The sequence below is a fragment of the Myxococcus sp. AB036A genome, assembly GCF_006547355.1.
Classification (GTDB): domain Bacteria; phylum Myxococcota; class Myxococcia; order Myxococcales; family Myxococcaceae; genus Myxococcus; species Myxococcus virescens.
On sequence record NZ_VHLC01000055.1, the window covers coordinates 15766 to 37255 of the forward strand.

Consider the following 21490-nt stretch of genomic DNA (forward strand, 5'->3'; position numbering starts at 1 on the left):
GGCGCTTGTTGCTTCGCTCGGCCTGGCGCATGCGTCCACCCGGACGTGAGCCCTGGAGTCCATGGAGGCGGAGAGGTAGGGGCTCGAATCTTAAGGCCGGGCTGAGACCTTGGTGGTTCGGATTTCGCATCGCCGGCACTCGAAACGCGACAGCTGCGCGCCTCGCTCACTCGCAGCGACGCACTGCGAGGCGTGACATCGGCACACTCACAATGCGACTACCGAATGGGGGCGGCACAGAAGGGGGCCGTGTATTGAGTCAACCCCTTTGGGTCTCAAGCCGCTCTTCGTTCCAGTCTGCAGGGATGCTGGCTGCCGCTCCAGGGGGCTAATAAAGGCTCCCAAGGGCCTCTGGTCACCTACCAGGTCGGCAGGCATGCGGAGGCAGCGCGCCGAACGCACTCCTGTGGCATCCGTTGAGGAGGATGCGGCAAGCGTCTACTTCCCGTCACTCATCGACGGGAACAGGCGCGTGCTCAAAACCACCTATGTCCGAGGTGTTGATTCGTATAAACCCCTGAACTTTCGCCCTCCGTCCATGGACGGTTGCTCGAACTCCGCGAACATGCCTCCCTCTAGAAAGTCTCGCTCAGACCAGATGACTGCACCGGCCGCAGCCTCCTCGCCCCCTGCGACCCCGGGACAGGAAGTGGAGCCAGGAGGGCTTTCTTCGCCCTCTGCGCGCCATGCCGACCTGCGAGCCGCAGTGGCAGAGGAGCAGCTTCATTTGCTCGTCGATAGCGTGAAAGACTACGCCATCTTCATGCTCGACCCCCAGGGGCGGGTGCAGACGTGGAATTCCGGCGCCGAGCGCATCAAGGGCTACCGCGCCGATGAAATCATCGGCCAGCATATCTCTCGGTTCTATCTGCCTGAGGACCGCGACAGCGGGCGCCCGGCACGTCTGCTGTCCGACGCCAAGCGGCTGGGACGTGTCGAGGACGAGAACTGGCGCGTGCGCAAGGACGGTACGCACTTCTGGGCGGACGTGGTCATCTCCGCAGTGCGCGACGCCCAGGGCGTCCTGCGTGGCTTCTCCAAGGTGACGCGTGACCTCACCGACCGCAAGCTCGCCGAGGAGGAAAGGCTGCGGCTGGTACAGGCCGGCGAAGCCATTCGGCTTCGCGACGAGTTTCTTGCCGTCGCCTCGCATGAGCTGAAGACCCCCATTGCTGCGTTGCAATTACATTTGGAGTTCATGCGCAGGAAGACGCTGGACCCGAAAGTGCTCTCCACCCTTGAGCGGGCGACCCGGAGCACCTGGCGGCTCACGACCCTGGTCGAGACGTTGTTGGATGTGGCACGCCTCTCGACCGGCCGGCTGGAGCTGAAGCTTGAGCCACTGAGTCTTTCCCAGACGGTGAATGAGCTCCTGGAGCAGCACCAACTCTCCGCCATGGGGGCAGGCTGCGCGGTGTCCGCGCGCATTGAGCCAGGTGTGACGGGGGCGTGGGACCCTCTGCGAGTGGAGCAGGCCATTACGAATCTGCTGACCAATGCCTTCAAGTATGCGGCTGGGACAACCGTAGGGGTTGCCCTGACGAGCGATGGCAGGGATGCGGTGCTGGAGATTGCAGATGGAGGGCCCGGGATTCCGCCGGAAGCGCTCTCGCGTATTTTTGACCGGTTCGAGCGTGCCATCTCCAGCGGCCACTACGGGGGGCTCGGGCTGGGGCTCTACATCACGCGCGAAATCGTCGTGGCTCATGGGGGAAGTATCAGCGCCCGCAATCTGCCTGGTGGTGGCGCGGCCTTCACCATTCGCCTTCCTCGTTAGGAAGGCTCTGTCTTAGAGGGGGTTGTCCGTGAGGACATGGAGAAGAGCTATCCATCAGACCTTACGGACGAGCAGTGGCGGCTGGTTGAGCCGGTGCTGGAGGACTTCAACCGACGGGGCGGTCGGCCACCCCTCCACCCACGTCGGCGCATTCTCGATGCCCTCCCGTACATCACGAGGGGAGCCATCTCCTGGAGGATGTTGCCGCGCGACTTTCCACCGTGGGACACGGCGTACAGCTGCTTCCGACGTTGGCGTGACGCTGGGCTACTCGAGCGCATCCACGCTGCCCTGCGCGCGGAGACACGCCACCGGTTAGGACGCAATGCCCATCCCAGTGCAGGCGTGCTGGACAGTCAGACCGTGAAGACGACGGAAAAGGGGGGCCGCCGGTTATGACGGTGGCAAGAAGGTAAAGGGCCGCAAGCGCCACTTGTTGGTGGATACAGAAGGTCTCGTTCACGCGCTGCACGTCCATCCGGCGAATGTCCAGGACAGGGACGGCGCGCAGTTGCTGCTGGGCGGCAAGTCCAAGGAAGACTTCCCACGGATGCGGAGGCTTTGGGTGGACTCGGGCTACGCGGGCCGGTGCAAGTGCTGGCTGGAGGAGAAGTTCGGATGGGGGGGGACGTCGTCCGTCGCCCCAACGAGGGGCGGCAGCGTTGGTACGGCCTGCCTCCCGAATTTGAGCGGCCACCGCTTCCTCGCGGATTCATGGTGGTGGAGCGCCGCTGGGTCGTGGAACGCACCTTCGGCTGGCTCAATCTCTTTCGCCGCCTCAGCAAAGACTACGAGCAGAAGCCCGCCTCCAGCGAGGCTTTCAGCTGGCTGGCCATGACAGCGCTCCTGCTGCGACGACTCGCTCCTGCATGAGGGTTCGACAACACCCTCTTAAGCACGAAGGCCCCGCGATTTTCATCGCGAGGCCCGCGTTAAACAAAAAGGCTCTGCCAGTTGGCAGGGCCTTTCAGTCAGCTCCCCGAATGAAGCCCTGCGCGAACTCGTTCTCGGCTTTTCCCTGAGAGGGCTCAACCTCTCTGAGGGCCGAAAACCGAGTAATATCCAGCGGCTTCAAAGAGGAGGCTGGGCGAGCCCTTCAATCGGCCCCGACTGAATATCCGCAAATGACACCGTGGGTGACCTCTCGTCCATGATTCAGATTCGCCGACGTCCGCTTCACAATGAGTACGTGGCGCCGTGGTGCGCGTAGGCTCGCGGGCGACGCGCTGAGGTGGGTGAAAGACGCATGCTTTGAGGCGCGCGCAGGCTCAGGGGCGAAGCCCTTGCCAGGTGGCCCCATCTGGGCCGGTCTGGCCCGCGTGCGCGCCTCGCTCACTCGTCTTGACGCGATGACGTGCTGGTCGTGGCGCACTCTCGACGCAGCGGCATGCTTTGGGGTTGGCACAGGAGTAGAGGGTGCCGCAGCCGTTCATTCCCGGCTGTCGAGGCTCACTTCGCTTGCGTAATCGCGGGCGGCTTCCAATCCGCGTTGATGGCCTCCGTCTTCGGCGAATACAGCCGCAGGGTCAGATTGAACGGGCCCTGCTGGGGTGCCGGCAACCAGTTCGGCCGCCTCGAATCGGTCTCGCTCATGGATCGCTCGACGTACAACGTCACGGAGCCATCGATGGGGTCCGGGACGAGGTTGTTACGGGTGCCCAGCGAGAAGCGGTCGATATCGTTCGGGACCTGGTATCCCTGCTCGTCGTACAGCGTCACAGACCAGAACGCGTTCACTGGAGGCAGGCCATTGGCCTCAAAGCGAAGCGTGTAACGCAAAGCGCTGTCCAGCGGCTTGAACTGGGAGTCCACATGGATGGCGGAGTAGGCGACGGGGTAGATGGCGTCCTGCGGGAGATTGGCGCCCAGGCCGATCAGGGCGATGATCGCGCGGCGGAGGTAACTCGTCCCATAGGTCCCCATCAACTCGTTCGCGTAGGTCCAGCCATTCACCAATGGCGTGATGGAGCGCTGCTTCGCCTTCATGTCGGCAAGAGTGTCGGGGGCCGCTCTCTTGAAGGCGTCTCGCACCAGCGCCGGGGCTGCGTTCAGGTCGAATGACTGGCCCGCCACGAGTCCTGCCCGCGCCAGGCGCGCGAGAATGGGGTAGTCATTGGCGTGCGCTGGATTCTGGCGCATCAGGTCCGCGCCATAGGCGAAGAACTCCTCGGGTGTCATCTTCTCTACGATGACCAACGGCTCTTCGCGGCTGATGTCATCGCCGTCTGACCCGACGGGCGGCGGCGGCGGCTTCCCGGCTGCATAGGCGGAGTAGGGAATGATCTGGAGGCCCTCCTGGAACTGGTGCACGAGGGCGTAGTCCGCTTCGCTCCCGTTGCACTGCGTTCGTCCGATGATCCAGACATACGGCGTTGGTGCGTCGATCCGTTGCAGGTTCAGTGCGGGGTTGACTGTCCCGTTCCAGCCGGGACCGACGACAACAAACTCCTGGGCTGCGGTACCCGTCGTGCGGGGGCCAGGGCAGCAGAAGACGTCCGTCCACATGTCGAGCATGGGCAGAAGGTAGTAGCGGTCATCGGACGCTGGGACCTTGATGACCATGGGCTCGTTCGTGAGGTCGAGCCACGCGCTCGAATAGAGCGTGTCGAAGTTGGGGCGCACCACGGTACGATCTTCCGGTCCCGGGAAGCGCGCGTTGTTCATGAACACGTTGGCTGGACCGCGCCAGGTGGGGAGGTCTATTTCCTTGACGTTCGTCATCTGCCGGCGCGTCACGTCCATCAACACGAGGGAATAGAGATAGGAATATCCCTCGCAGCCGATCTCATATGCTGTATCGAAATCCAAGTCAGCGCTCATTGTCATAGGCTCCTTTTCAATAAGGCCCGATGCTCCTGGATAGAGCCGAGGCCGCGTGGGTCAACAGGTTTGTCTATGTGGGTGAATCCAATGTGAGGCCGAAGAGGGCCCACATGGAGACTTGTGTCCGCGAACGCAGCGGCAGGGCGCTCAACGTCTCTGACTCAAGCGAGACCAGGGGTTCACCCCAGCGACGGTATCTGTAGGGCTGCAGTTGCTGTGAAGTGGAGGAGGGAAGCCACTTCTACTTTAGGTGCCAGCGCCTGGATATTGGACCTAGTGCTTACACTTGCCGGGCCTGGCCACGAACAGTGAAGGATTTTGCCATTGCGCAGGCCCATGCGCCTGATTCCGACCTGTCGTGACAAGTGCGATGATAGGGCCTCTTTCGTAGCTCCTGAGGTCAGGCTTTGAGTCAGGGCTGGCGCTCCCTCTCTCGGTCTCCCTTGCAGCAATCCTTGTCCTGCGGTCTTGCACAGAACCGCTAGAGGATTCTCGTGCCCTTGACGATGTCAACCGACCCTCACGAATCTCGAACGAGGTTGGAGGACAGGCAGGCACGGAGCCGACGGAAGAAGTGGCAGGGGCACTTCCCGTTCGGCTCTGTGTGCGCAGAAATCCTGAGTGCGAGAAGGCCCCGCCCAGGGACAAAGGTACGCCCCGTCTGTCGGGGCTGCAGCGCCGCTCTCTCATCCTCTGGGGTGAAAGGAGCGGCTGCCCGCTCACCCTGCGGCGGTGCATGGCAGTGGTGGGAGTGTCGCGCGGCCACTCGTGCAGCGAGGTCGCACGTGCGCTGGCGTGCGCCACCTCCACAGTCGTCTCCGCGGTCAATCGCTACCGGACGGGACGGCGTAAAGCCCTGTTGGACCGCAGGGCAGCCAATGGCGAGGCGAAGGTGGATGAGCGCTTCCTCGCCATTCTCTCGCGTGTGCTGGCGGGTACTCCCGAAGAGGTGGGCTGGTGCCGCCCGACGTGGACGCGGGAGTTGCTCGCGTGGAGATGGAGCGCCGGGGCCTGGCGCGGGTGTCGGTTGCCACCATGGGCCGTGCGCTTGCCACCCTCGGTGCGAGCCTGAAGGCGGCCAACCCCGTCGTGGGCTGCCCTTGGCCGGGCTGGAAGCGGCGCCGGCGTCTATTCGAGCTGCGGTGCCTGGAAGCATATGCCCGGTCCGAGGAGCCGGTCCTCTACGTGGACGAGGTGGACATCCATCTCAACCCGAAGGTGGGGCGCGACTGGTGCCTGCCCGGCCAGCGCCGAGTGGTACTCACGCCAGGCAACAACAAGAAGCGATACCTGGCTGGCGCCCTGGACTCGAAGACGGGCCGCCTCACCTGGGTGGAAGGCAAGTCGAAGGCCAGCTCACTCTTCATCCAACTGCTTTGGCGCATCGCCGGTGAGTACCCTGGCGCCCCACGAATTCACCTCATCCTGGACAACGCCTCCATCCACAGCAGCCAGAAGACGAGAAAGGCGCACGAGCAACTCGGCGGCCGGATTGTCCTCCACTTCCTGCCGCCTTACTGCCCGGACGCCAATCGCATTGAGCGCGTCTGGCTGGACCTCCACGCCAACGTCACTCGCAACCATCGCTGCCGCACCCTCCAGAAGCTCATGCGGCGCGTCCATTCCTACCTGCACGCTCGCAACGTCCAGCGGCGTGCCAGTCCTATCCTCCGCATGGTCCATCTGCGGCGCGCCGCCTGAGTGCGTGCGAAATTCGTGATCGGGCGTTTACGATATGGGAGGCGAGCAGGTCGTCGACTCTGGCGCCGCTTCACGGTGCATTTCACGCCCGTGCATGGCAGTTGGCTCAATCAGGCAGAGGTAGAGATTTCGCTGTTGTCCCGTCAGTGCCTGGGCAAGCGGCGAATCCCCACCCTCGACAAGCTCGACCGGGAAACTGACGCATGGGAGGGGTGGGCCAACCGCCAGCGGCTGCGAATCCGCTGGCGGTTCACTGTCCCAAAGGCCCGGGCAAGGTTCGGCTACGACCCGCCAGAATTCACCCGGTCAAAGGACTAGGACTGCTGAGCTTCACCGAGGTAACTGAAGCCTTTGTCGGAGACGAGGACAGGTCGGCAGCCCGGAAGGAAAGCGACGATTATTTATTGTCCGTGTATAAATACTTCCGACGCGAGGTTGGCGATCACCTGATGAGTGTGGCCCAACATGGGTACAAGGTAACTGAGCCCAACGGCGGTGGTCATTGGACTATGAAGATGGTCTTCGTAAACCAGGAGGTGGCTGATGCGATGCCACTTGAGATTGAATGTTCACACGGACTTTGAGATGGCCATCTCTGTCGTAGCTATGGCGAGATGTTGGCAATAGAGTACGCCAGCCTCTGAGTCTGTCCCAGTTCAGTGGCTCTCCCACATTTCGTGGAGAGAGCCCCGAGAAGGAAGCTGCGCATATTGCTGCTCTGCGGCTCGAACTCCAAGGGGAGTCCCTGGTCGTAGGTGGTGACAGGCGCCAGAACCAGGCTTCCCTGCTGGGTGAGTCTGGTTGGCAGCTCGCGTGTCTCTCTTTCACCTTCGAGGGGACGCTCACCTATTGCCGGAGAGCCAGTTCCGTGGCCCTCCGATGTGATGGAAGGGGGTTCGATGGCAGAGAAGCGAAAAGAAAGAGAATCGGCGGGAGCGGCGTAGGTTCAGCCCGGAGTTCAAGGCTGGAGCGGTAGAACTAGGGGCTGTCCCTGATCTCGTGTTCGGGAGTCGACCCGGCGTGCCGGACTATCTGGCACGTTGGGGCAGGGCCTCAATCGAGGAGGTTTTTCAACGAAAGTTCACGCCGTCACGACGACGGGAGGTAAGCCGCTCCACGTCGCGCTGACGCCCGGCCAGCAGCACGAATCCACAATGGCCGAAGAGCTTCTGGTGCACGCAGAGGGCGCCGCTTTCATCGCGGATACTGGCTATGACGGCGATCGCATTCGCGCCAACGTTCGAAACCCAGGATGAAGCCTGTCATCCATTCGAACCCGAGCCGCAAGCGGGCGTTGCCGTTACCCACCCCCCTTTACCGGCTGCGCTACCGGGTGGAGTGCTTCTTCCACGACCTCAAGCGCTTTCGTGCTGTCGCCACCCGCTATGACCAGACGGCAACCAACTACCTCGCCGTCCTGCACGTCGCATCCATGCTTCTCTGGCTGCGCTAATCAGGGACAGCCCCTAGACCATCACCTGCCACAGTCCTGCCACGATCATCCCGACGCTGCGCCCGGCGAACGAACCGATGCCATCTGGCCCGGAGCGAAGCACCACAAACTCATTCCGTCGTCGGCTCGGAATCTTCAGCGGACGCAAAGCACCTCCCTCGTAGACATCGATGCCTCCCAGGTGTGCCAGATAGAGCGTCGCGCCGTCTGCGGCGATGCCTGTGTAGTCGCGCTCCAGTTCAGGTGCCTGCACAGCCTGCCATTTGTTCGCGGCGCCAATCCACAGCGTCGTGTTGTCGCCAGCGATTGCGTATCGCCCCCTCGGCAGGCGGCATACGCAATTGAGGCTGGAGTTGCTGGTCAACGGCAGCTTGTGCCAGGTCTTGCCATCAAATCGCGCGCCATGGCCATCGGAGGTCACCGCGATCATGTCGGCGGCGGACGGGCCCGCGATGTCTTCGATGGTCACGTCTTCGCCATCGATGATGAGCTGGGGCAAAGCGGTGAACCGGTCACCGACAAGTTGGTAGACCTGTCCAACCGAACCGGCGCAGACGAGGTCCCTGCCGAGCAGCCGCAGTCGTCGCAATGGCCCCAGGTCCTCGACAGCGGGATTCAAGAAGCTCCGCTGAGACTGCTCGAGTTCCGCGGGCGAGGTCGCCCCACTCCAATCGAAGCGGATGACCGTCCCGTTCTCTCCAAGCACATACCCGGGCCCCTTTGCCGCCGCGTCGATTGATACGGCGGCGTCACCAGTGAAGCGGAACGCCAGCTCAAGGCCGTCACGCACGACGATGACGCGGCTTTGGGGGACATCGTCGTCACTGCCAACGGTGCACGCCAGTAGCATCGCGCCAGGCGCCGGGTTCGCGCCTTCCTGGATGTAGTCCTGGCGCTTCAATACCTTGGGAAACGGGGTCATCTCTCAATCCTAGGGGTTGTCCCGGATTAGCGCAGCCAAAGAAGCATGGATGCGACGTGCAGGACAGCGAGGTAGCACTTCGCTGTCTTGTCGTAGCGGGTGGCGACAGCCCGAAAGCGCTTGAGGTCGTGGAAGAAGCACTCCACCCGGTAGCGCAGCCGGTACAGGGCGCGGTCTAACGGCAACGCCCGCTTGCGGCTCGGGTTCGAATGGATGACAGGCTTCATCCTGGGTTTCGAACGTTGGCGCGAATGCGGTCGCCGTCATAGCCAGTATCCGCGATGAAAGCGGCGCCCTCTGCGTGCACCAGAAGCTCTTCGGCCATTGTGGATTCGTGCTGCTGGCCGGGCGTCAGCGCGACGTGGAGCGGCTTACCTCCCGCCGTCGTGACGGCGTGAACTTTCGTTGAAAAACCTCCTCGATTGAGGCCCTGCCCCAACGTGCCAGATAGTCCGGCACGCCGGGTCGACTCCCGAACACGAGATCAGGGACAGCCCCTAGCACTACGCGGTCACATCGAGCTTTCTCACAAGGCAAGAGCTCCGCAGGGCTTCCTGCCAGTGTCCAAGAGACTCTCCCGAGGGAAGTCGCTCGAAAGCCGAAGGACGTGACCAGATCGTATTATTCCGAACTCGGCAACCGCGTCATGGGTGCGCCAAGGCCCCCCTGGCGGTGCGTCAAGGCGAGTGAGCAAAGCGCGCGAGGTCGTCGATTTCTTGGGCCGGCGATGCAGAGGGATCTGCTGGGATACCGTCCCAAGGTCCACCCACTCGAACTCCCCTGGCCGCAGGTAGATGGCGGAGGTGAGCGCCAGGCCGAGCTGGGCGCCTGCTGCCCTCATGCCTACAGACCGCGCCCCGGGCTGAGCCCACTCAGCCTTCCCTCGCCGCAGGAAGGCTGAGCTATCCTCTCAGTTGAAGATTCTCCTCGGACAACGCATGGACAGCCGAACGAGCTAGCTCCGAGGAAAATCGAAAGTGAGGGGATGCTTCAGGCGCGCGGCCCCAGGCCGTACTCCATCTTCTCGGTTCGTCCTGGACTCTGACCCTATCAGCCGACGCATGAATGAGAGGCAACGCGGAGCGTCCGTCATGTCGGACACCAGACCTGCCACCTCTCCTGTGTCCACTGACACGAATCACGTCCAACTCGCTCGCGGCGGCGGCAGTGTCCGCGACGCACGTTTTGACCAATCGTGGACACTCCGATCAACCAGCGGCCGCGCATTGGGAGGAATTGCCTCCACTGCCCCCGCAGGGAATGCATGACGCGTGGGAACATAAACACGAACGACCGAGAGATTTTTTGGGACGCGTGATGGCGCAGTCCCTCTTCTCGTCCGAGCTCCCAGCGGAATTCCCGATGGGGTGACTCATGTACGGAAAGGAAGACACACCGTGAAATCCACACTGCTGTCTCTCGGAGTCGCGCTTCTGGCTGCTGCAACGCTGCTGGCGCCGACGTTGGCGTCCGCGGAAGACTCGTGCGAGGCGGCCCAGAAGCAGGTTCAAGACTGGGTCAATGCCCATGCAGGAAATCTTCCGACAGAGCTGAAGGACCTGAGCCACCTTCCAATGGCTTATCGAAAGGCCGTCGTCGCGGAGCTTTCGCCTGTCCAAAAGGCGTCGCTGTGGCGTGAGCATCTCAACCAGTACGCCGCCTCCCATCCGAACCTCTCCAAGCCGCAAGCCGCGGCCTTGAAGTCGGCGCTCGCGCTGCTCACTCCCGAGCTCTTCACCCAGGAGGAACATCCTAGCCTCGCCCTCATTGGAGCGCAGATCCGGGATGTCTTTGGAGCAGAGGAAGCCATCGCCATCGTGGCCACGCTGGGGCCCGTGGAAGCACCCGCGGATGCTCCGCCAGCATTGGCGCCGCTGTGCCAGTGCAGCAGGGTTAGTCAATACTGTGGGAGCAACACTTGCCGAGCCTACTCATGCACGATGCAGACAAGTGGATGCGGGACTTTCTATCAATTTCGCTGTGACGGCCTCTGTGGATGACGTGAGGACACGGCCAACCTAGCTCCAACGCCCATCTCTCGAAGTTTGCTTTCAAATGAGCAAGCGCGACGGTTCATCGTCGCGCATGCTTTCCAGCCGGGCGAAGCAATCCAGTCGATGACGTGCATCCTCCAGGGACCTCGGCGGCTCAGGGCACAACTACCCCCACTGGCGGCGTCTCCTGCCGTCGCCAGCATCCGAGGGCGCGTTTGTCTAGAGCAGTGGATGCCCGAGGAAAATCCGCGCCACCCGACGAAATCGTGAGTACCCGGTAAATGCCAGCAGCGATTCGCTCTCTTGGTTAACAGCCACGAGGGTCCGAGCCGGCTTCAAAAGGCTCCGAGCCGACCTGGAGACCGGGAAACGATGCAACCCTGGAAGGTGCGACATCGAAAGCCCCGGATTCTCAGAATGAGGCCGACCCAGTGGTTAACAGTTCTGTTAACCACTCTCGGCCTCTCTCTCCCCAAAATGGGCGAAAGAGCGCTCCAGAGAGCCCAACCGGCGGTGGAAAAGAGGGGGCGTCTCGCTCTGCAGGGTGGAGAGCTGAGAGCGCCCTCTTCAGCACCGCGAGCCAAAATCCCTTGAGATTCAGGGGCTCAAGCACGAAGGCCCTGCGATTTTCATCGCGAGGCCCGTGTTAAACAAGAAGGCCCTGCCAGTTGGCAGGGCCCTTCGTTCAGCTCCTCGGGGTGCAGGCGGAACCAGCGGGCGATGAGCATTACCTCTTGCGCTTCGTGTGCACGGAAGCCCAGCGTCTCCGGCTCGGGCCGCTCGAGGATTTCACGGGCCTTCGCTTCCAGCGCCTGCTGCTGCTCGAGCGTGACGGGCGCGGGCAGCTCCGCGCGCACGCTGCCCCGGCGCACCACGTAGACGCGGTCATCGCCGCCATGGCCGGGCACCGTGTAGACGAAAGAGAGGCGTTTGAGCATCTGGCTCAGTTCCACCACCCAGCAGCGCATCAGCTCCAGCCGCTCCGCCCTGTCCCGCAGCTCCGCGGCGTATTCAAACTGGAGCCTGCGGGCCGCCAGCGCCATGCGCTCACGCAGCAGCGTCAGCGGCGTGTCGGACGTCCCTTCGAGGAAGGCGCGGGCCTGGGCGACGCGCGCGTCGTACTCCGCGCGAGTACAGCCGCCGGCGCAGGGCGCCAGGCAGCGCGAGAGCTGCCCGCGCATGCACAACGGCTCCTGCTTCAGTGGGAAGAGCTGGCCCTGGTCCGCCAGTCGCATGGGCGTGTCCGCCGCGCAGTCGCGCAGCTCCAGCAAGTCACTCACCGCGCGCACCACTTCGGACATGGCGCTCCGTCCGTGGAAGGGCCCGTAGTAGTCGCCGCTCTCGCTGCTGGCGCGACTCACCACGCGCAGCCGGGGGACGGGCTCGCGCGTCAGATGGATGAAGCAGTGGCCCCGGTCCCGCTTGTGCTCCACGTTGTAGAGGGGGCGCTGTGACTTGATGAGGCGGAACTCGTGCAACAGCGCGGCGAACTCGCTGGGCGTGTACTCCCAGACGATGCGGTGCGCGTGGGCGATGATTTCCGCCGCCTTCTCGTGCGCTTCCGCGCGGAAGTACGACAAGAGCCGCGTGCGCACCCGCACGGACTTGCCCACGTAGAGCACTTCGTCCGAAGGCCCCAGCATCCGGTAGATGCCTGGGCGATTCTCGGCGTGCTCGCGCACGTGGGTGAAGAGGGCGGCGACGCGGGATTCCATGAGACGGGAGCGGAGGCCCGCACCGTAACCGGCGAGGGCCGTCGCTTCCATGCCCCGGACCTGTCCGGCTCCTCTGTGCGCAGAAGCTGCTCGGAGAGGTGCCTGCCGGACGTCGCCTCTGGAGGGCAAGCGGTTCGACAAGCGGGGGCGCAGGGCGGCGGCCTCGGGTGAAGGCCGAGCGCCCTGGCCCGCGGTGAAGCGCGGCTACGCCGGCTCGATGAAGTTCAGCCGGTAGCCGTCCGGGTCGGTGACGATGAGCTCCCGGGTGTACCAGGGCTGCACCGTGGGGCCGTCCACGGCGGCGCCCTGGGCCTGGGCCCGCAGGAGCACCTCGTCCAGGCTGTGGGGCGCCTCGGCGCGGAGGCCGACGAGCACCCCTGTGCCGCGACGGCCTTCCAGCTTCAGCTGCGGCGGCGGGGTGACCAGGTACACGTCCAGGGCCTCCGCCCACCGGAGGTGGACGAAGGGGGGCTCGGCGCTCACGCGCGTGAAGCCCAGCGCCTCATAGAAGGCCACTGAGCGCGCGCTGTCCGTGACGAGCAGCTTGACGAAGGCCGCCGTCACTTCGCGAGGCCTTCCGCCTTCAGGGCCTCCTGCACGGAGGGCCGGTCCGCCACGCGGGCGTGATAGGCGCGCAGCGCGGGGAAGGGCTCCAGGTCCACCTTGGTGTGCCCGGCCCAGTTGAGCGTCGTGAAGAGGTACGCGTCCGCCACGGTGAACTGGTCGCCCAGCAGGAACGCCTGCTTCGCCACCACCGCCTCCAGCAGGCCCAGGCGCTGCGCGAGCCGCTCACGCGTCAGCCGCTTGACGTCATCCGGGAACGCCGGGTTGAAGAGGGGGCTGAAGCCCTTGTGAATCTCGGTGGAGATGAAGTTGAGCATCTCCTGGAGGCGGTAGCGCTCCAGCGTGCCGTTGGCCGGGGCCAGCTTCTTGTCGGGGACCTGGTCGGCGAGGAACTGGACGATGGCGGGGCCCTCGGTCAGCAGGCTGCCGTCATCCAACTGGAGCGCCGGGACATAGCCCTTGGGGTTGATGGCGTGGAAGTCCTCGCCCGCCGCCGTCTTCTTGGCGCGGATGTCCACCTTCTCGGTGGTGAAGGAGAAGCCGCCCTCACGCAGGATGATGTGGGGCGACAGCGAACAGGCGCCAGGGGAGTAGAAGAGTTTCATGGCGCAGATTCCTGCACGACTCCGGCGCCGTTCGCCATGAATTCGGATGCAGGTCGGGCTGCCCCCTGGGTCGGTCCAGCCCAGGTGACCCGCAGGCACTGCGAGTGATAGGGATTAGTGACGGTCGGCACCGGTCCGGGGAGCCCGCCGACCGCGTCCCCTCAGCGCATGCCCGGCCCCGCGGGCCTGTCCGGATACCTGAACCTATGCGTCTCAAGCAGTCTTTCCTGCTCCCCCTCGCGGTCCTGTCCCTGGGCGTGCTGCCGGCGTGCTCGGACGATGGTGACGACCAACCTCCTGGCAATGACGCCGGCACCGATGCGGGCACCCACGCGGGAACGGATTCCGGCACGGACGCGGGCGACGACAACCCGGGGCCCAGCACCGAGCCCGGGACCTGTCCTTCCAACGCGCTGCTCTGCGAGTTGTTCGACAGCGGCAACGACACCAACGGCTGGAGCGCCAGCGCGGAGAACGCCTCCCTCCAGGTGGACAGCACGCGGACCCGCAACGGCCCGGGCGCGCTGCACGTCCTCACCGAGGATGGACACGACGAGCGGCAGCGTCCTGGCAAGGCCATCGCGCAGTGGCAGAAGAGCATCCCGGCTTTCGAGACCCGGCTCTTCGTGCGCGCGCACGTCTACATGCGCTCGCTGCCGGGAGTGTTCGGGCAGATGGGCACCTTCTTCGTGCTGTCCAACTTCGGCGCGGACTTTGGTGGCTTCGAACTCCAGGTCATGCAGGACAGCGGCTTCGCGCTGGATGACTGGTCCTTCCGCGAAGGGCAGGGATGGAACCGCCAGCCCGAGCCCGTCCGGCTGGGCATGGAGGCGGGGCGCTGGGTGTGCCTGGAGTGGGAGGTCCGCCGCGACAGCCCGTCGAGCACGCACGGCAACACCCGCGTCTATGTGGACGGCACGCTGGCGCACGACTTCACCAACATCGGTATGCGCGCCTTCAACAACTTCTCCGTGGGCTACGGCTTCGTCCACCCGCTGGGAGCGTCCGGCTCCGAGACGTGGATTGACAACGTCGTGGTGAGCACGCAGCGCGTCGGCTGCGACTAGGGCGTCCGCACGAAGTTCCGTGGCAAGAGGAACGGGCACGGCCATGCGGCCCTCAGGACGGGCTGTCTGGCTGTGCGTTTCAATGCTGCGAGATTGCGAGGGAGGCCCGTCGTCAATTCACGGACGCGGGAGGGTCTGCTGCATCTGCCGGCTGCGGTATTGGATGCGTTGATTGAGCGCTTCCTGGCGCTCGGGCGATTCGTCGCGCGAGTACAGCGCCAGCCCGAAGTATCGCTTCTCTGGCGCATCGGTTCCCCCAATCCGCCACCCGAATGCTTGTTGCCGGTCGGTGCGATAGTCTGAAAACGCGCTCGTTACCGAGAGCCGCTCGAAGTCATCACGCGCCCCCATTCCCTCGCCATACACGATGCAGGGATATTCGGTGCAGTCGATGCTGGAGACAGAGGCATCTTCGAATCCAGCCTGGGCGAGCGCTTTCCCGATGGACTCCACCAGTGCTGCTTCCTGGAATCTCGCGTCGAGGGAAGCGGGGACGGGCACCGGTTCGCCTTGGTCGAGTGTTCGGAGTTCTCGCTCCATCCGGAGCTTCTCCTCCAGGCTGGCGACCTGTGCCTGCCTTTCTGATTCGAGCTGGGCCGTCGCTCCAGGCGCGGCGTGGGGTGGGAGCGGTGCTGGAGTGACGGGCGAAGGCGGGTGAGGGGCCTTGCTCCGGACGGCGGGAGTGGATGGGCCTGGAGTGGGTGACTGCCTGGTGGCGACAGCATTCAGTGATGCTGAGTGCTCCATGGGAGATGGAGTCGCATCTGGCTTGATTTGCCAGACGCCGATGCCGCCGCAGACCACACCCAGCAGGAACGTGATGATGAGCCGCATGCGAGTGACGTGCCCTCCATGGCATGGGGGCGCCAGCGCCCACGTGAGACCGCTATACCTCCTCGCCTGATGGGATGGGAGATGGTGACGCAATCGTGCCAGCGGGGACACGACGCTTGGTAGGTGTTGAGCGTCTGATTGTGGTGAGGGCAGTGTTTGTGTGGCCTGGACGGTGTTGGGATTCGGGACACGGGGCATGCTTCGCCAGCGCTTCGGTTGAAGCGGGAACGCCACCCCGGAGGCCTGGGCGAGCGGCCAGGCGAGCGTCCGTTGGGGCGCGGCGTGTCCATGTGCATCGTTCCTGCTCGGACATGGCGGTGGCGCCGGAAAGGAACGAGGACACATGGCGACGGGGACATTGCGCCGGCCCGACCTCCATCGGGTGGCTCGGGCGGGGCAGGGCGCGAGCCGGAGCGGTGTGGAGTGGGCGGCCCGCGTGGGCTACGCCGCGCGTGCGGCGGTCTACGCGGTGATTGGGGTGCTGGCGTTGATGCTGGCCGCGGGTGAAGGAGGCCAGGCGACGGATACCCATGGCGCCGTGGAGGAGGTGGCGCGCCAACCCTTCGGCTCGGTGCTGCTGGCGCTGCTGGGGGTGGGACTCGTCGCCTTCGCGCTGTGGCGCTTCGCCCAGGCCGCCTGGGACTTGGAAGACAAAGGCCGCTCCGCAAAGGGCATCGCGGCGCGCGTGGGCATGGCGGGCAGCGGCGTGATTCACGCCAGCCTCGCGCTCACGGCCTTCAACCTCCTTCGCGGCCGAGGTGGCGGTGGTGGCGGCGGCAACCAGGGGCTCACCGCCAAGCTGCTGTCCCAGCCCTTTGGTCAGGTCCTGGTCGTCATGGTGGGCCTGTCGGTGATGGCGTTCGCCGGGTACCAGCTCTACCAGTCCTGGAAGGGACACATGTTGGCGGAGCTGAGTCTGTCCGGACTGGCCGCGCGCCGGCGGACCTGGGTGGAGCGCATCTGCAAGGCCGGTGTCGCGGCACGCGGCGTGGTGTTCCTGCTGGTGGGTTGGTTCTTCATCCAGGCGGCGCTGCGCGCGGACCCGGGAGAGGCGGGCGGCCTGGGTGAAGCGCTGGGCACGTTGGCGCGCCAGCCCTTCGGACCCTGGCTTCTGGGTCTGGTGGCGTTGGGGCTGGTGGCCTATGCCATCTACCAACTGTGCGTGGCGCGCTACCGGCGCATCCCCACGCCGTGATGCGGCCCTACATGCGGCGCTGCATTTGGGGCACGGCTGAGGTGAGCAGGGCCTCGGGAGCGACCTGGCCCTGCGCGCCGACCAGCGCGGGGTAGACGTCGATGGGCGCCGCGCAGCCCACCACGAAGTCCGCGGCTTCGCGCAGCTTCGCCAGCGCGAAGTCCGTGCAGTGGATGGTGATGACGGGCAGGAGGCCGGGCTCGCTGAGCCACCTCACGCCGTCCGACAAGTCGTGGGCGCTCACGAAGCGTTGCACCCTGTCGCGCAGCTTGCGGCTCTCGTCCAACGCCGCCGCGAGCCCGCTGCGCCGGTCCCGCTGTGGCGCCGGGACGTAGGGCTCCGAGTCGTCCTCGCGCGGCATGATGATGCTCTCAATCCACATCGGAGCGCCTCCTGACGGAACGACCGGCGCGGCCATGACGAGCAACCCACCCACGCCCGCTTGGACGCCGAACCGGGACGGCATATTGCACATGTTCGGCGAACCCCGATTCACTGATGACGCCAAGTCCTTCCCGAAAAGCGTCAGGGTGTAAGAAATCGGAGGAAGGGCCGGGTGTCACCCCGTGGGCCGCGCCCCGCATGTGTCCACAAGTGGATGTCGTACGCGCCCCGCGGAACGGGGTGGCGCCTGCCCTACCGTGGCAAATCCACCACGAAGGCGGCGCCGCCTCCGGGCGCTTCCTCCACGTGGACGCGGCCGCCGTGCGCGTCGATGATTTGCCGGACGATGTGGAGCCCCAGCCCCAGGCCGCCGCGCCGCTGGGCGTTGTCGCCCTGGGTGAAGCGCTCGAAGACGCGATCCCGGTCCGAGGCGGGAATGCCCGGCCCGCTGTCCTGCACCACCAGCCGGAGCCTGTCAGGGGCGTGCGTCAGCGACACCTTCACCGGCTTGCCCGTGCCGTAGCGGAAGGCGTTGGTGAGCAGGTTGCTCACCACCTGCTCCATGCGCAGCCGGTCGAAGCGGCACGGGGCCGGCGCGTCCACGTGCGAGTCCAGGCGCACGCCCGCCAGGCGGGCCTCCTCGGCGAAGCGGGAGACGACGTCCGACACCACGCTTGCCAGGTCTCCATCGGCGAACTGGAAGTCCAGCTTCCCCGTCTGGATGCGGCTGACGTCCAGCAGGTTGTCCACCAGCGCGCCCAGCCTGCGCAACTGGCGCTCCGTGTTGTCCAGCTTCGCGGCGACCTTCTCCGAGCCGAGCGTCGCGCCAGGCGTGGAGGCGCCCAGGCGCCGCAGCAACTGCAACTGGAGGCGCAGGGACGTCAGCGGCGTGCGCAGCTCGTGGCTGGCCATGGAGAGGAAGTCGTCCCGCGTGCGCACCGCCTGTTGCAGCGCGGCCTCCGTCTCCTTCAGCGCGGTGATGTCCAGGATGGCCCCGCGCACCACCACGACGTGGCCCGTGGCATCGCGAATCACCGTCGCCCGGCTGGTGAGCCAGTGCCAGCTCCCGTCCGGCCAGCAGGTGCGGAAGGTGGACGTGTAGGCGTCCACGTGCCGGGTGAAGAGCGCGGCGACCTGGGCCTCCACCTCCGCGCGGTCCTCCGGGTGGATGGAGGCGAGGAACTTCTCGTGCGTCCACTCCGCCTGCGGCTGTGCGTAGCCGTAGAGCCGGTCATGCGCCTCGGAGCGGAACACCTGGCCGGTGACGAGGTTCGTCTCCCAGACGGCCATCTGCGCGGAGTCGAGCGCCACCTGGAAGCGCTCGCCCAACTGGCGGAAGCGCTCCTCGGTGCGCGCCACTTCGTTCTCCGCGTGCTGGCGCTGGGTGATGTCCGTGGCCAGCACCCACGTCTCGTCACCCACCACGCGGACCGTCACCTCCAGCCAGGTCCGCGACGGCAGCTCCGCCAGGAAGCGGCCGCCCTCGCGCGTGGTCAGCGCCGTCATCAGCCGTTCGTGCAGCACCGTGCCCGAAAGCTCGGGCTGCGCAAGCCAGGGCTCCTGGCCGCGCACCTGCTCGGCCGACACACCCAACAGGGCGGCGGCGTGCGTGTTCAGCTCGCGGACACGGCCGTGGGCGTCGAGCGTGAAGAAGGCCTCGCCCATCATCTCCTGCAGCACACACAACCGGGCCTCGGCGGACAGGCCGACTTCGTCGGCGGCGTGAGCAGGCAGCTCGGTGGTGACTGCGGGGGGCGGCTCCGAGGGACGACCGGGCTCGGAAGACGGAGCGAGTCTCATGGGGGCCGGGAAGGTCTCCCGGCCATCCGGAGGCGTCAAGCCGCCCGGCGTGGCGCTCGCGGGGTCTCCTGGTGAGTCAGGAGGCTCACGGCGCCGGTCCCTGCGCCCCCGTTTCCGGCCCCCCCCAGGCCGCCCCGACTCGCCCATGCGCGCTCAGCCTCCGTTCGCTGCCGCCGTGGGGTCCACCAGGGGTTCAGGCATGACCCAGAGCGCCGTGGGCTGAAGATAGGCCGCGTCGAATGCGAAGAGAATGCCCGTCCAGCGGTCCCAGAAGATGGCCCAGTTGTACTCAGTGGGCGGCGAGGTGAGCGGGTTGCCGTCGCGGTCCGGCCGGCTGTAGGCGAAGTCCGCGTACGTCCACGTCATCGTCCCGAAGTCCGTGGTCAGCAGCGGGGTGATGGCGCGCAGCAGTTCGACGCGCGAGACCTCGTCCGGGCGCTGAACGGCGGGGGAGAAGACAGGCTGGGCCATGTCGTGCTGCTCACGCCAGGCGATGTAGTTGTTTCCCATGGCGATCAGCGCGTCACGCGCGGCCGGCGTGGGCGCCAGGCGGGCCTCTTCGTAGAGCGCGAAGGCCGCCACCAGCAGGCTCTTCCAGTGCATGCCAGGGAAGAGGGTGTCGAACTCGAACGGGCGCGGCGTGTCGAAGGCGTGCGCGAGCGCGTAGTCATACGCCTGACGGGACTGGGTGGGCACGGCGCCCACCAGCGTGAACTCCGTGAGCACGCGCTCGGGCGTCACCACGCCGGCCCCCGCGCGCCAGTCCATGTAGAGGCGCCCCGAGCCGCCAATGTCCGTGAAGATGGCGAGGTTGCTCTCGTTCAGCGTGTGCTCCAGCGTGTCCACGATGCGCTCCGCCTTGTCGAGCGGGAGCACGCCTGGCGCGCTCGCGTAGAGCGCGGCGAAGCGCGCCGTGGTGGTGAGCAACGTGCGCGCGTCCAGCAGGGCCGCGCCATTGAGCGCCGTGGTGAGCGAGGCGAGCGACGCCGCCACGTCGAAGGGCAGGCCCGATAGCACCAGTTGCAGGCCCAGTTGCTGGACGGAGAGATGCAGGGCGCCCGTGAGGCCCACGCGTCCCAGCGCCTGCTGAAGCGACAGGGACGGCTGGACGCGGGCGGCGCGGATGACGCTGCGGGCCAGTGATGCGCCGAGAAGGCCTTCGCCGCCGGTGCGAGAGGCATGCGGCGCGAAGACGAACCAGTTGGGCCGCACGGCGCTGGTGCCACCCGGGGTGAGGGTGGGGTCCAGCAGCCCGCCGACTTCATAGGCCAGTTCGATGTAGCCCGCGGTGATGCGGTTGTTGTCCTCCAGCGGCGTGGTTTGGGCGTGGGACGTCGAGGCCAGCAGCACGCTCGCGACGAGCAGCGCGCTTGGCAGGCCCAGGGGGATGGGGCGGGATGGGGTGAGGTGCATGAGAGAGGGAAGTAGCCACGCCCATGCGCCTTCCAATCCATTCCTCCACGCGCACACGTCAAGCGTCCAACAGCAGACGCTCTCGCGGCTCACCTCACGGGCAGGGGCCGCAATCCTGTGCGCAACTGTCGTACCGGTCCAAGGTGCCACACTGCTCCGTGGCCTGACATACGCTGTCTCCACACACATTCACATTCGTGGGGGACAGCCGTGTGGTGATGGGGCGGTAGGTGACACCGCCGAGCGTGCACGACTCGTAGTAGAGGCCGCTCGAGTCCAGCGCGCAGTGGGACGTGCAGGCGCCCACGTACACCATGGGGGCGCAGGGCACGAGCGTCTCCGTGCCATCGTGGAGCAGGCCCGCGCAGGCGCGCGAGGTGCTCTCCTGGGCGCTCAGCGGAGCGCGCTCCGCGCCCACGTGGATGCCTTCGGCGTTGAAGAGGTTGCCGAAGAAACACGACTCCTGCCGGGAATGCGTGGCGAGCTCCTGCGCCGTGTAGGGAATGACGGCGCCAGCGCCGTCCAGGCCGAGGATGGAGATGAGCAGCTCCTCTCCCAGCCGGTTGGCGTGGGCCGCCAGGCACGCGGAGACGACCTGCTGTTCGGCCAGCGTGGCCGGGCTTCCGCTGGCCCAGTCCGGCGCCAGCCCCAGGCCGCCTTCCCACGTGTACGACTGCTCCATCGTGGGCTCTGTGTAGGTGCGCGTCTGCCCCGCGGGCACGGCGCAGCGGACCACGTAGCGCATCGCCATGTCGGCCAGTGAGGGATTGGCCTGGAACCAGGTGTTGAAGGCTTCCGACGACAGGCCATTGAAGGACAGCCCGTTGAATGACAGGCCATTGAAGGACAGCCCGTTGAATGACAGGCCATTGAAGGACAGCCCGTTGAACGACTCCTGCGGCTGCGTCAGCGCGCCGGTCGGGGACGCGGTGTCTGGCAGCGGCGGCTCGCAGCCCGCAATGCCAAGCATCGTCAGGGCGAGCATCGGAAACGTCTTCGGAAGCAGTGTCTTTTTCATCGACTCCCCAGTGGGTCCAGGTCGCCGGACGGCTCGCGGTGCAAGTGTCCGGGCGGGGCCACCCCGAGGAGTGCGGGCAGGGTGAAGGGTGGCCGGCGCGAAAAATTGCACCAGGGATGCGTGCGGGCAACCCGTACCCGCGGGCAATGTTTGCGGTCGCGGACAGTCGAGGCGTGCTGGAGGTGGGCACGGGGGTCACACCGGCGGTGCCTCCCGGGGCGAGGG

Annotated in this window: 18 protein-coding genes and 3 pseudogenes; 10 read left to right on the top strand and 11 right to left on the bottom strand. The window is 65.7% G+C overall.

Annotated elements, in window-relative coordinates; genetic code table 11:
• Positions 1-598 precede the first annotated feature (598 nt).
• Entirely contained in the window at positions 599-1777 is a 1179-nt protein-coding gene (locus FL344_RS22000) for a PAS domain-containing sensor histidine kinase (protein WP_228565261.1), read from the top strand.
• Positions 1778-1813: 36 nt separating this feature from the next.
• Positions 1814-2650 (top strand): annotated as a pseudogene (locus FL344_RS22005) (IS5 family transposase).
• A gap of 576 nt (positions 2651-3226) precedes the next feature.
• Here the strand turns inward: FL344_RS22005 and FL344_RS22010 are convergent.
• Positions 3227-4597 (bottom strand): DUF1254 domain-containing protein, encoded by a 1371-nt coding sequence (locus tag FL344_RS22010; RefSeq protein ID WP_141619900.1) that lies wholly within the window; start codon positions 4595-4597, stop codon positions 3227-3229.
• Between the two features lie 739 nt (positions 4598-5336).
• On the opposite strand from FL344_RS22010, the gene FL344_RS39245 reads away from it, so the two are divergent.
• The 5 genes and pseudogenes from FL344_RS39245 to FL344_RS22030 all read left to right on the top strand — a co-directional run bounded on the left by FL344_RS39245 (position 5337) and on the right by FL344_RS22030 (position 7754).
• Complete coding sequence (locus FL344_RS39245) at positions 5337-5672, top strand: helix-turn-helix domain-containing protein (RefSeq protein WP_228565262.1); 336 nt, start codon at positions 5337-5339, stop codon at positions 5670-5672.
• Entirely contained in the window at positions 5558-6301 is a 744-nt protein-coding gene (locus FL344_RS22015; RefSeq protein WP_228565263.1) for an IS630 family transposase, read from the top strand. The genes FL344_RS39245 and FL344_RS22015 overlap by 115 nt, the downstream gene beginning before the upstream one ends.
• 78 nt (positions 6302-6379) lie before the next feature.
• A pseudogene (locus tag FL344_RS39250) lies at positions 6380-6511 on the top strand (IS630 family transposase); the annotation flags it as partial.
• A gap of 830 nt (positions 6512-7341) precedes the next feature.
• The gene (locus FL344_RS40060; protein WP_141619902.1) at positions 7342-7557 is read left to right on the top strand and encodes a transposase; all 216 of its coding nucleotides are present in this window, start codon (positions 7342-7344) and stop codon (positions 7555-7557) included.
• Complete coding sequence (locus tag FL344_RS22030; RefSeq protein WP_141619903.1) at positions 7554-7754, top strand: transposase; 201 nt, start codon at positions 7554-7556, stop codon at positions 7752-7754. The genes FL344_RS40060 and FL344_RS22030 overlap by 4 nt, the downstream gene beginning before the upstream one ends.
• 13 nt (positions 7755-7767) lie before the next feature.
• Here FL344_RS22030 and FL344_RS22035 read toward each other — a convergent pair whose 3' ends face one another.
• Together FL344_RS22035 and FL344_RS40065 are read right to left on the bottom strand one after the other, a co-directional pair.
• Complete coding sequence (locus FL344_RS22035; protein WP_141619904.1) at positions 7768-8676, bottom strand: hypothetical protein; 909 nt, start codon at positions 8674-8676, stop codon at positions 7768-7770.
• 26 nt (positions 8677-8702) lie between these two features.
• Positions 8703-9115 (bottom strand): annotated as a pseudogene (locus FL344_RS40065) (IS5 family transposase).
• A 958-nt stretch (positions 9116-10073) separates the two neighbouring features.
• Between FL344_RS40065 and FL344_RS22050 the strand changes: the two are divergent.
• Positions 10074-10676 carry a bacteriocin fulvocin C-related protein gene (locus tag FL344_RS22050; RefSeq protein ID WP_228565264.1) on the top strand — a complete coding sequence of 201 codons (603 nt, stop codon included), beginning with the start codon at positions 10074-10076 and terminating at the stop codon, positions 10674-10676.
• Positions 10677-11299: 623 nt separating this feature from the next.
• On the opposite strand, the gene FL344_RS22055 is transcribed toward FL344_RS22050, so the two are convergent.
• The 3 genes from FL344_RS22055 to gstA all read right to left on the bottom strand — a co-directional run bounded on the left by FL344_RS22055 (position 11300) and on the right by gstA (position 13554).
• Complete coding sequence (locus FL344_RS22055; RefSeq protein WP_228565265.1) at positions 11300-12385, bottom strand: UvrB/UvrC motif-containing protein; 1086 nt, start codon at positions 12383-12385, stop codon at positions 11300-11302.
• Positions 12386-12589: 204 nt separating this feature from the next.
• Positions 12590-12949, bottom strand: coding sequence for a VOC family protein (locus FL344_RS22060; RefSeq protein ID WP_011556072.1), 360 nt, complete (start codon positions 12947-12949; stop codon positions 12590-12592).
• Positions 12946-13554: a glutathione transferase GstA gene (gene gstA, locus FL344_RS22065; protein ID WP_141619908.1), complete on the bottom strand. Its 609-nt coding sequence runs from the start codon at positions 13552-13554 to the stop codon at positions 12946-12948. The genes FL344_RS22060 and gstA overlap by 4 nt, the downstream gene beginning before the upstream one ends.
• A gap of 206 nt (positions 13555-13760) precedes the next feature.
• Here gstA and FL344_RS22070 point away from each other — a divergent pair, with 206 nt between their 5' ends.
• Positions 13761-14621 carry a hypothetical protein gene (locus tag FL344_RS22070; protein ID WP_228565266.1) on the top strand — a complete coding sequence of 287 codons (861 nt, stop codon included), beginning with the start codon at positions 13761-13763 and terminating at the stop codon, positions 14619-14621.
• 117 nt (positions 14622-14738) lie between these two features.
• Here the strand turns inward: FL344_RS22070 and FL344_RS22075 are convergent, their stop codons facing one another.
• A complete protein-coding gene (locus FL344_RS22075) occupies positions 14739-15161 on the bottom strand; it encodes a hypothetical protein (RefSeq protein ID WP_141619910.1) in 423 nt (140 codons plus the stop codon).
• Between the two features lie 637 nt (positions 15162-15798).
• Here FL344_RS22075 and FL344_RS22080 point away from each other — a divergent pair.
• Complete coding sequence (locus tag FL344_RS22080) at positions 15799-16650, top strand: DUF1206 domain-containing protein (RefSeq protein WP_141619911.1); 852 nt, start codon at positions 15799-15801, stop codon at positions 16648-16650.
• A 7-nt stretch (positions 16651-16657) separates the two neighbouring features.
• On the opposite strand, the gene FL344_RS22085 is transcribed toward FL344_RS22080, so the two are convergent.
• From FL344_RS22085 to FL344_RS22100, 4 genes are all read right to left on the bottom strand, one after another.
• Positions 16658-17032, bottom strand: a complete 375-nt coding sequence (locus tag FL344_RS22085) for a hypothetical protein (protein WP_141619912.1) — start codon at positions 17030-17032, stop codon at positions 16658-16660.
• A gap of 254 nt (positions 17033-17286) precedes the next feature.
• Positions 17287-18981 carry a PAS domain-containing sensor histidine kinase gene (locus FL344_RS22090; RefSeq protein WP_141619913.1) on the bottom strand — a complete coding sequence of 565 codons (1695 nt, stop codon included), beginning with the start codon at positions 18979-18981 and terminating at the stop codon, positions 17287-17289.
• A gap of 6 nt (positions 18982-18987) precedes the next feature.
• Entirely contained in the window at positions 18988-20247 is a 1260-nt protein-coding gene (locus FL344_RS22095; RefSeq protein ID WP_141619914.1) for a hypothetical protein, read from the bottom strand.
• Between the two features lie 94 nt (positions 20248-20341).
• On the bottom strand, positions 20342-21265 hold the full coding sequence (locus FL344_RS22100) for a hypothetical protein (RefSeq protein WP_228565268.1): 924 nt from the start codon (positions 21263-21265) through the stop codon (positions 20342-20344).
• Positions 21266-21490: the final 225 nt, after the last annotated feature.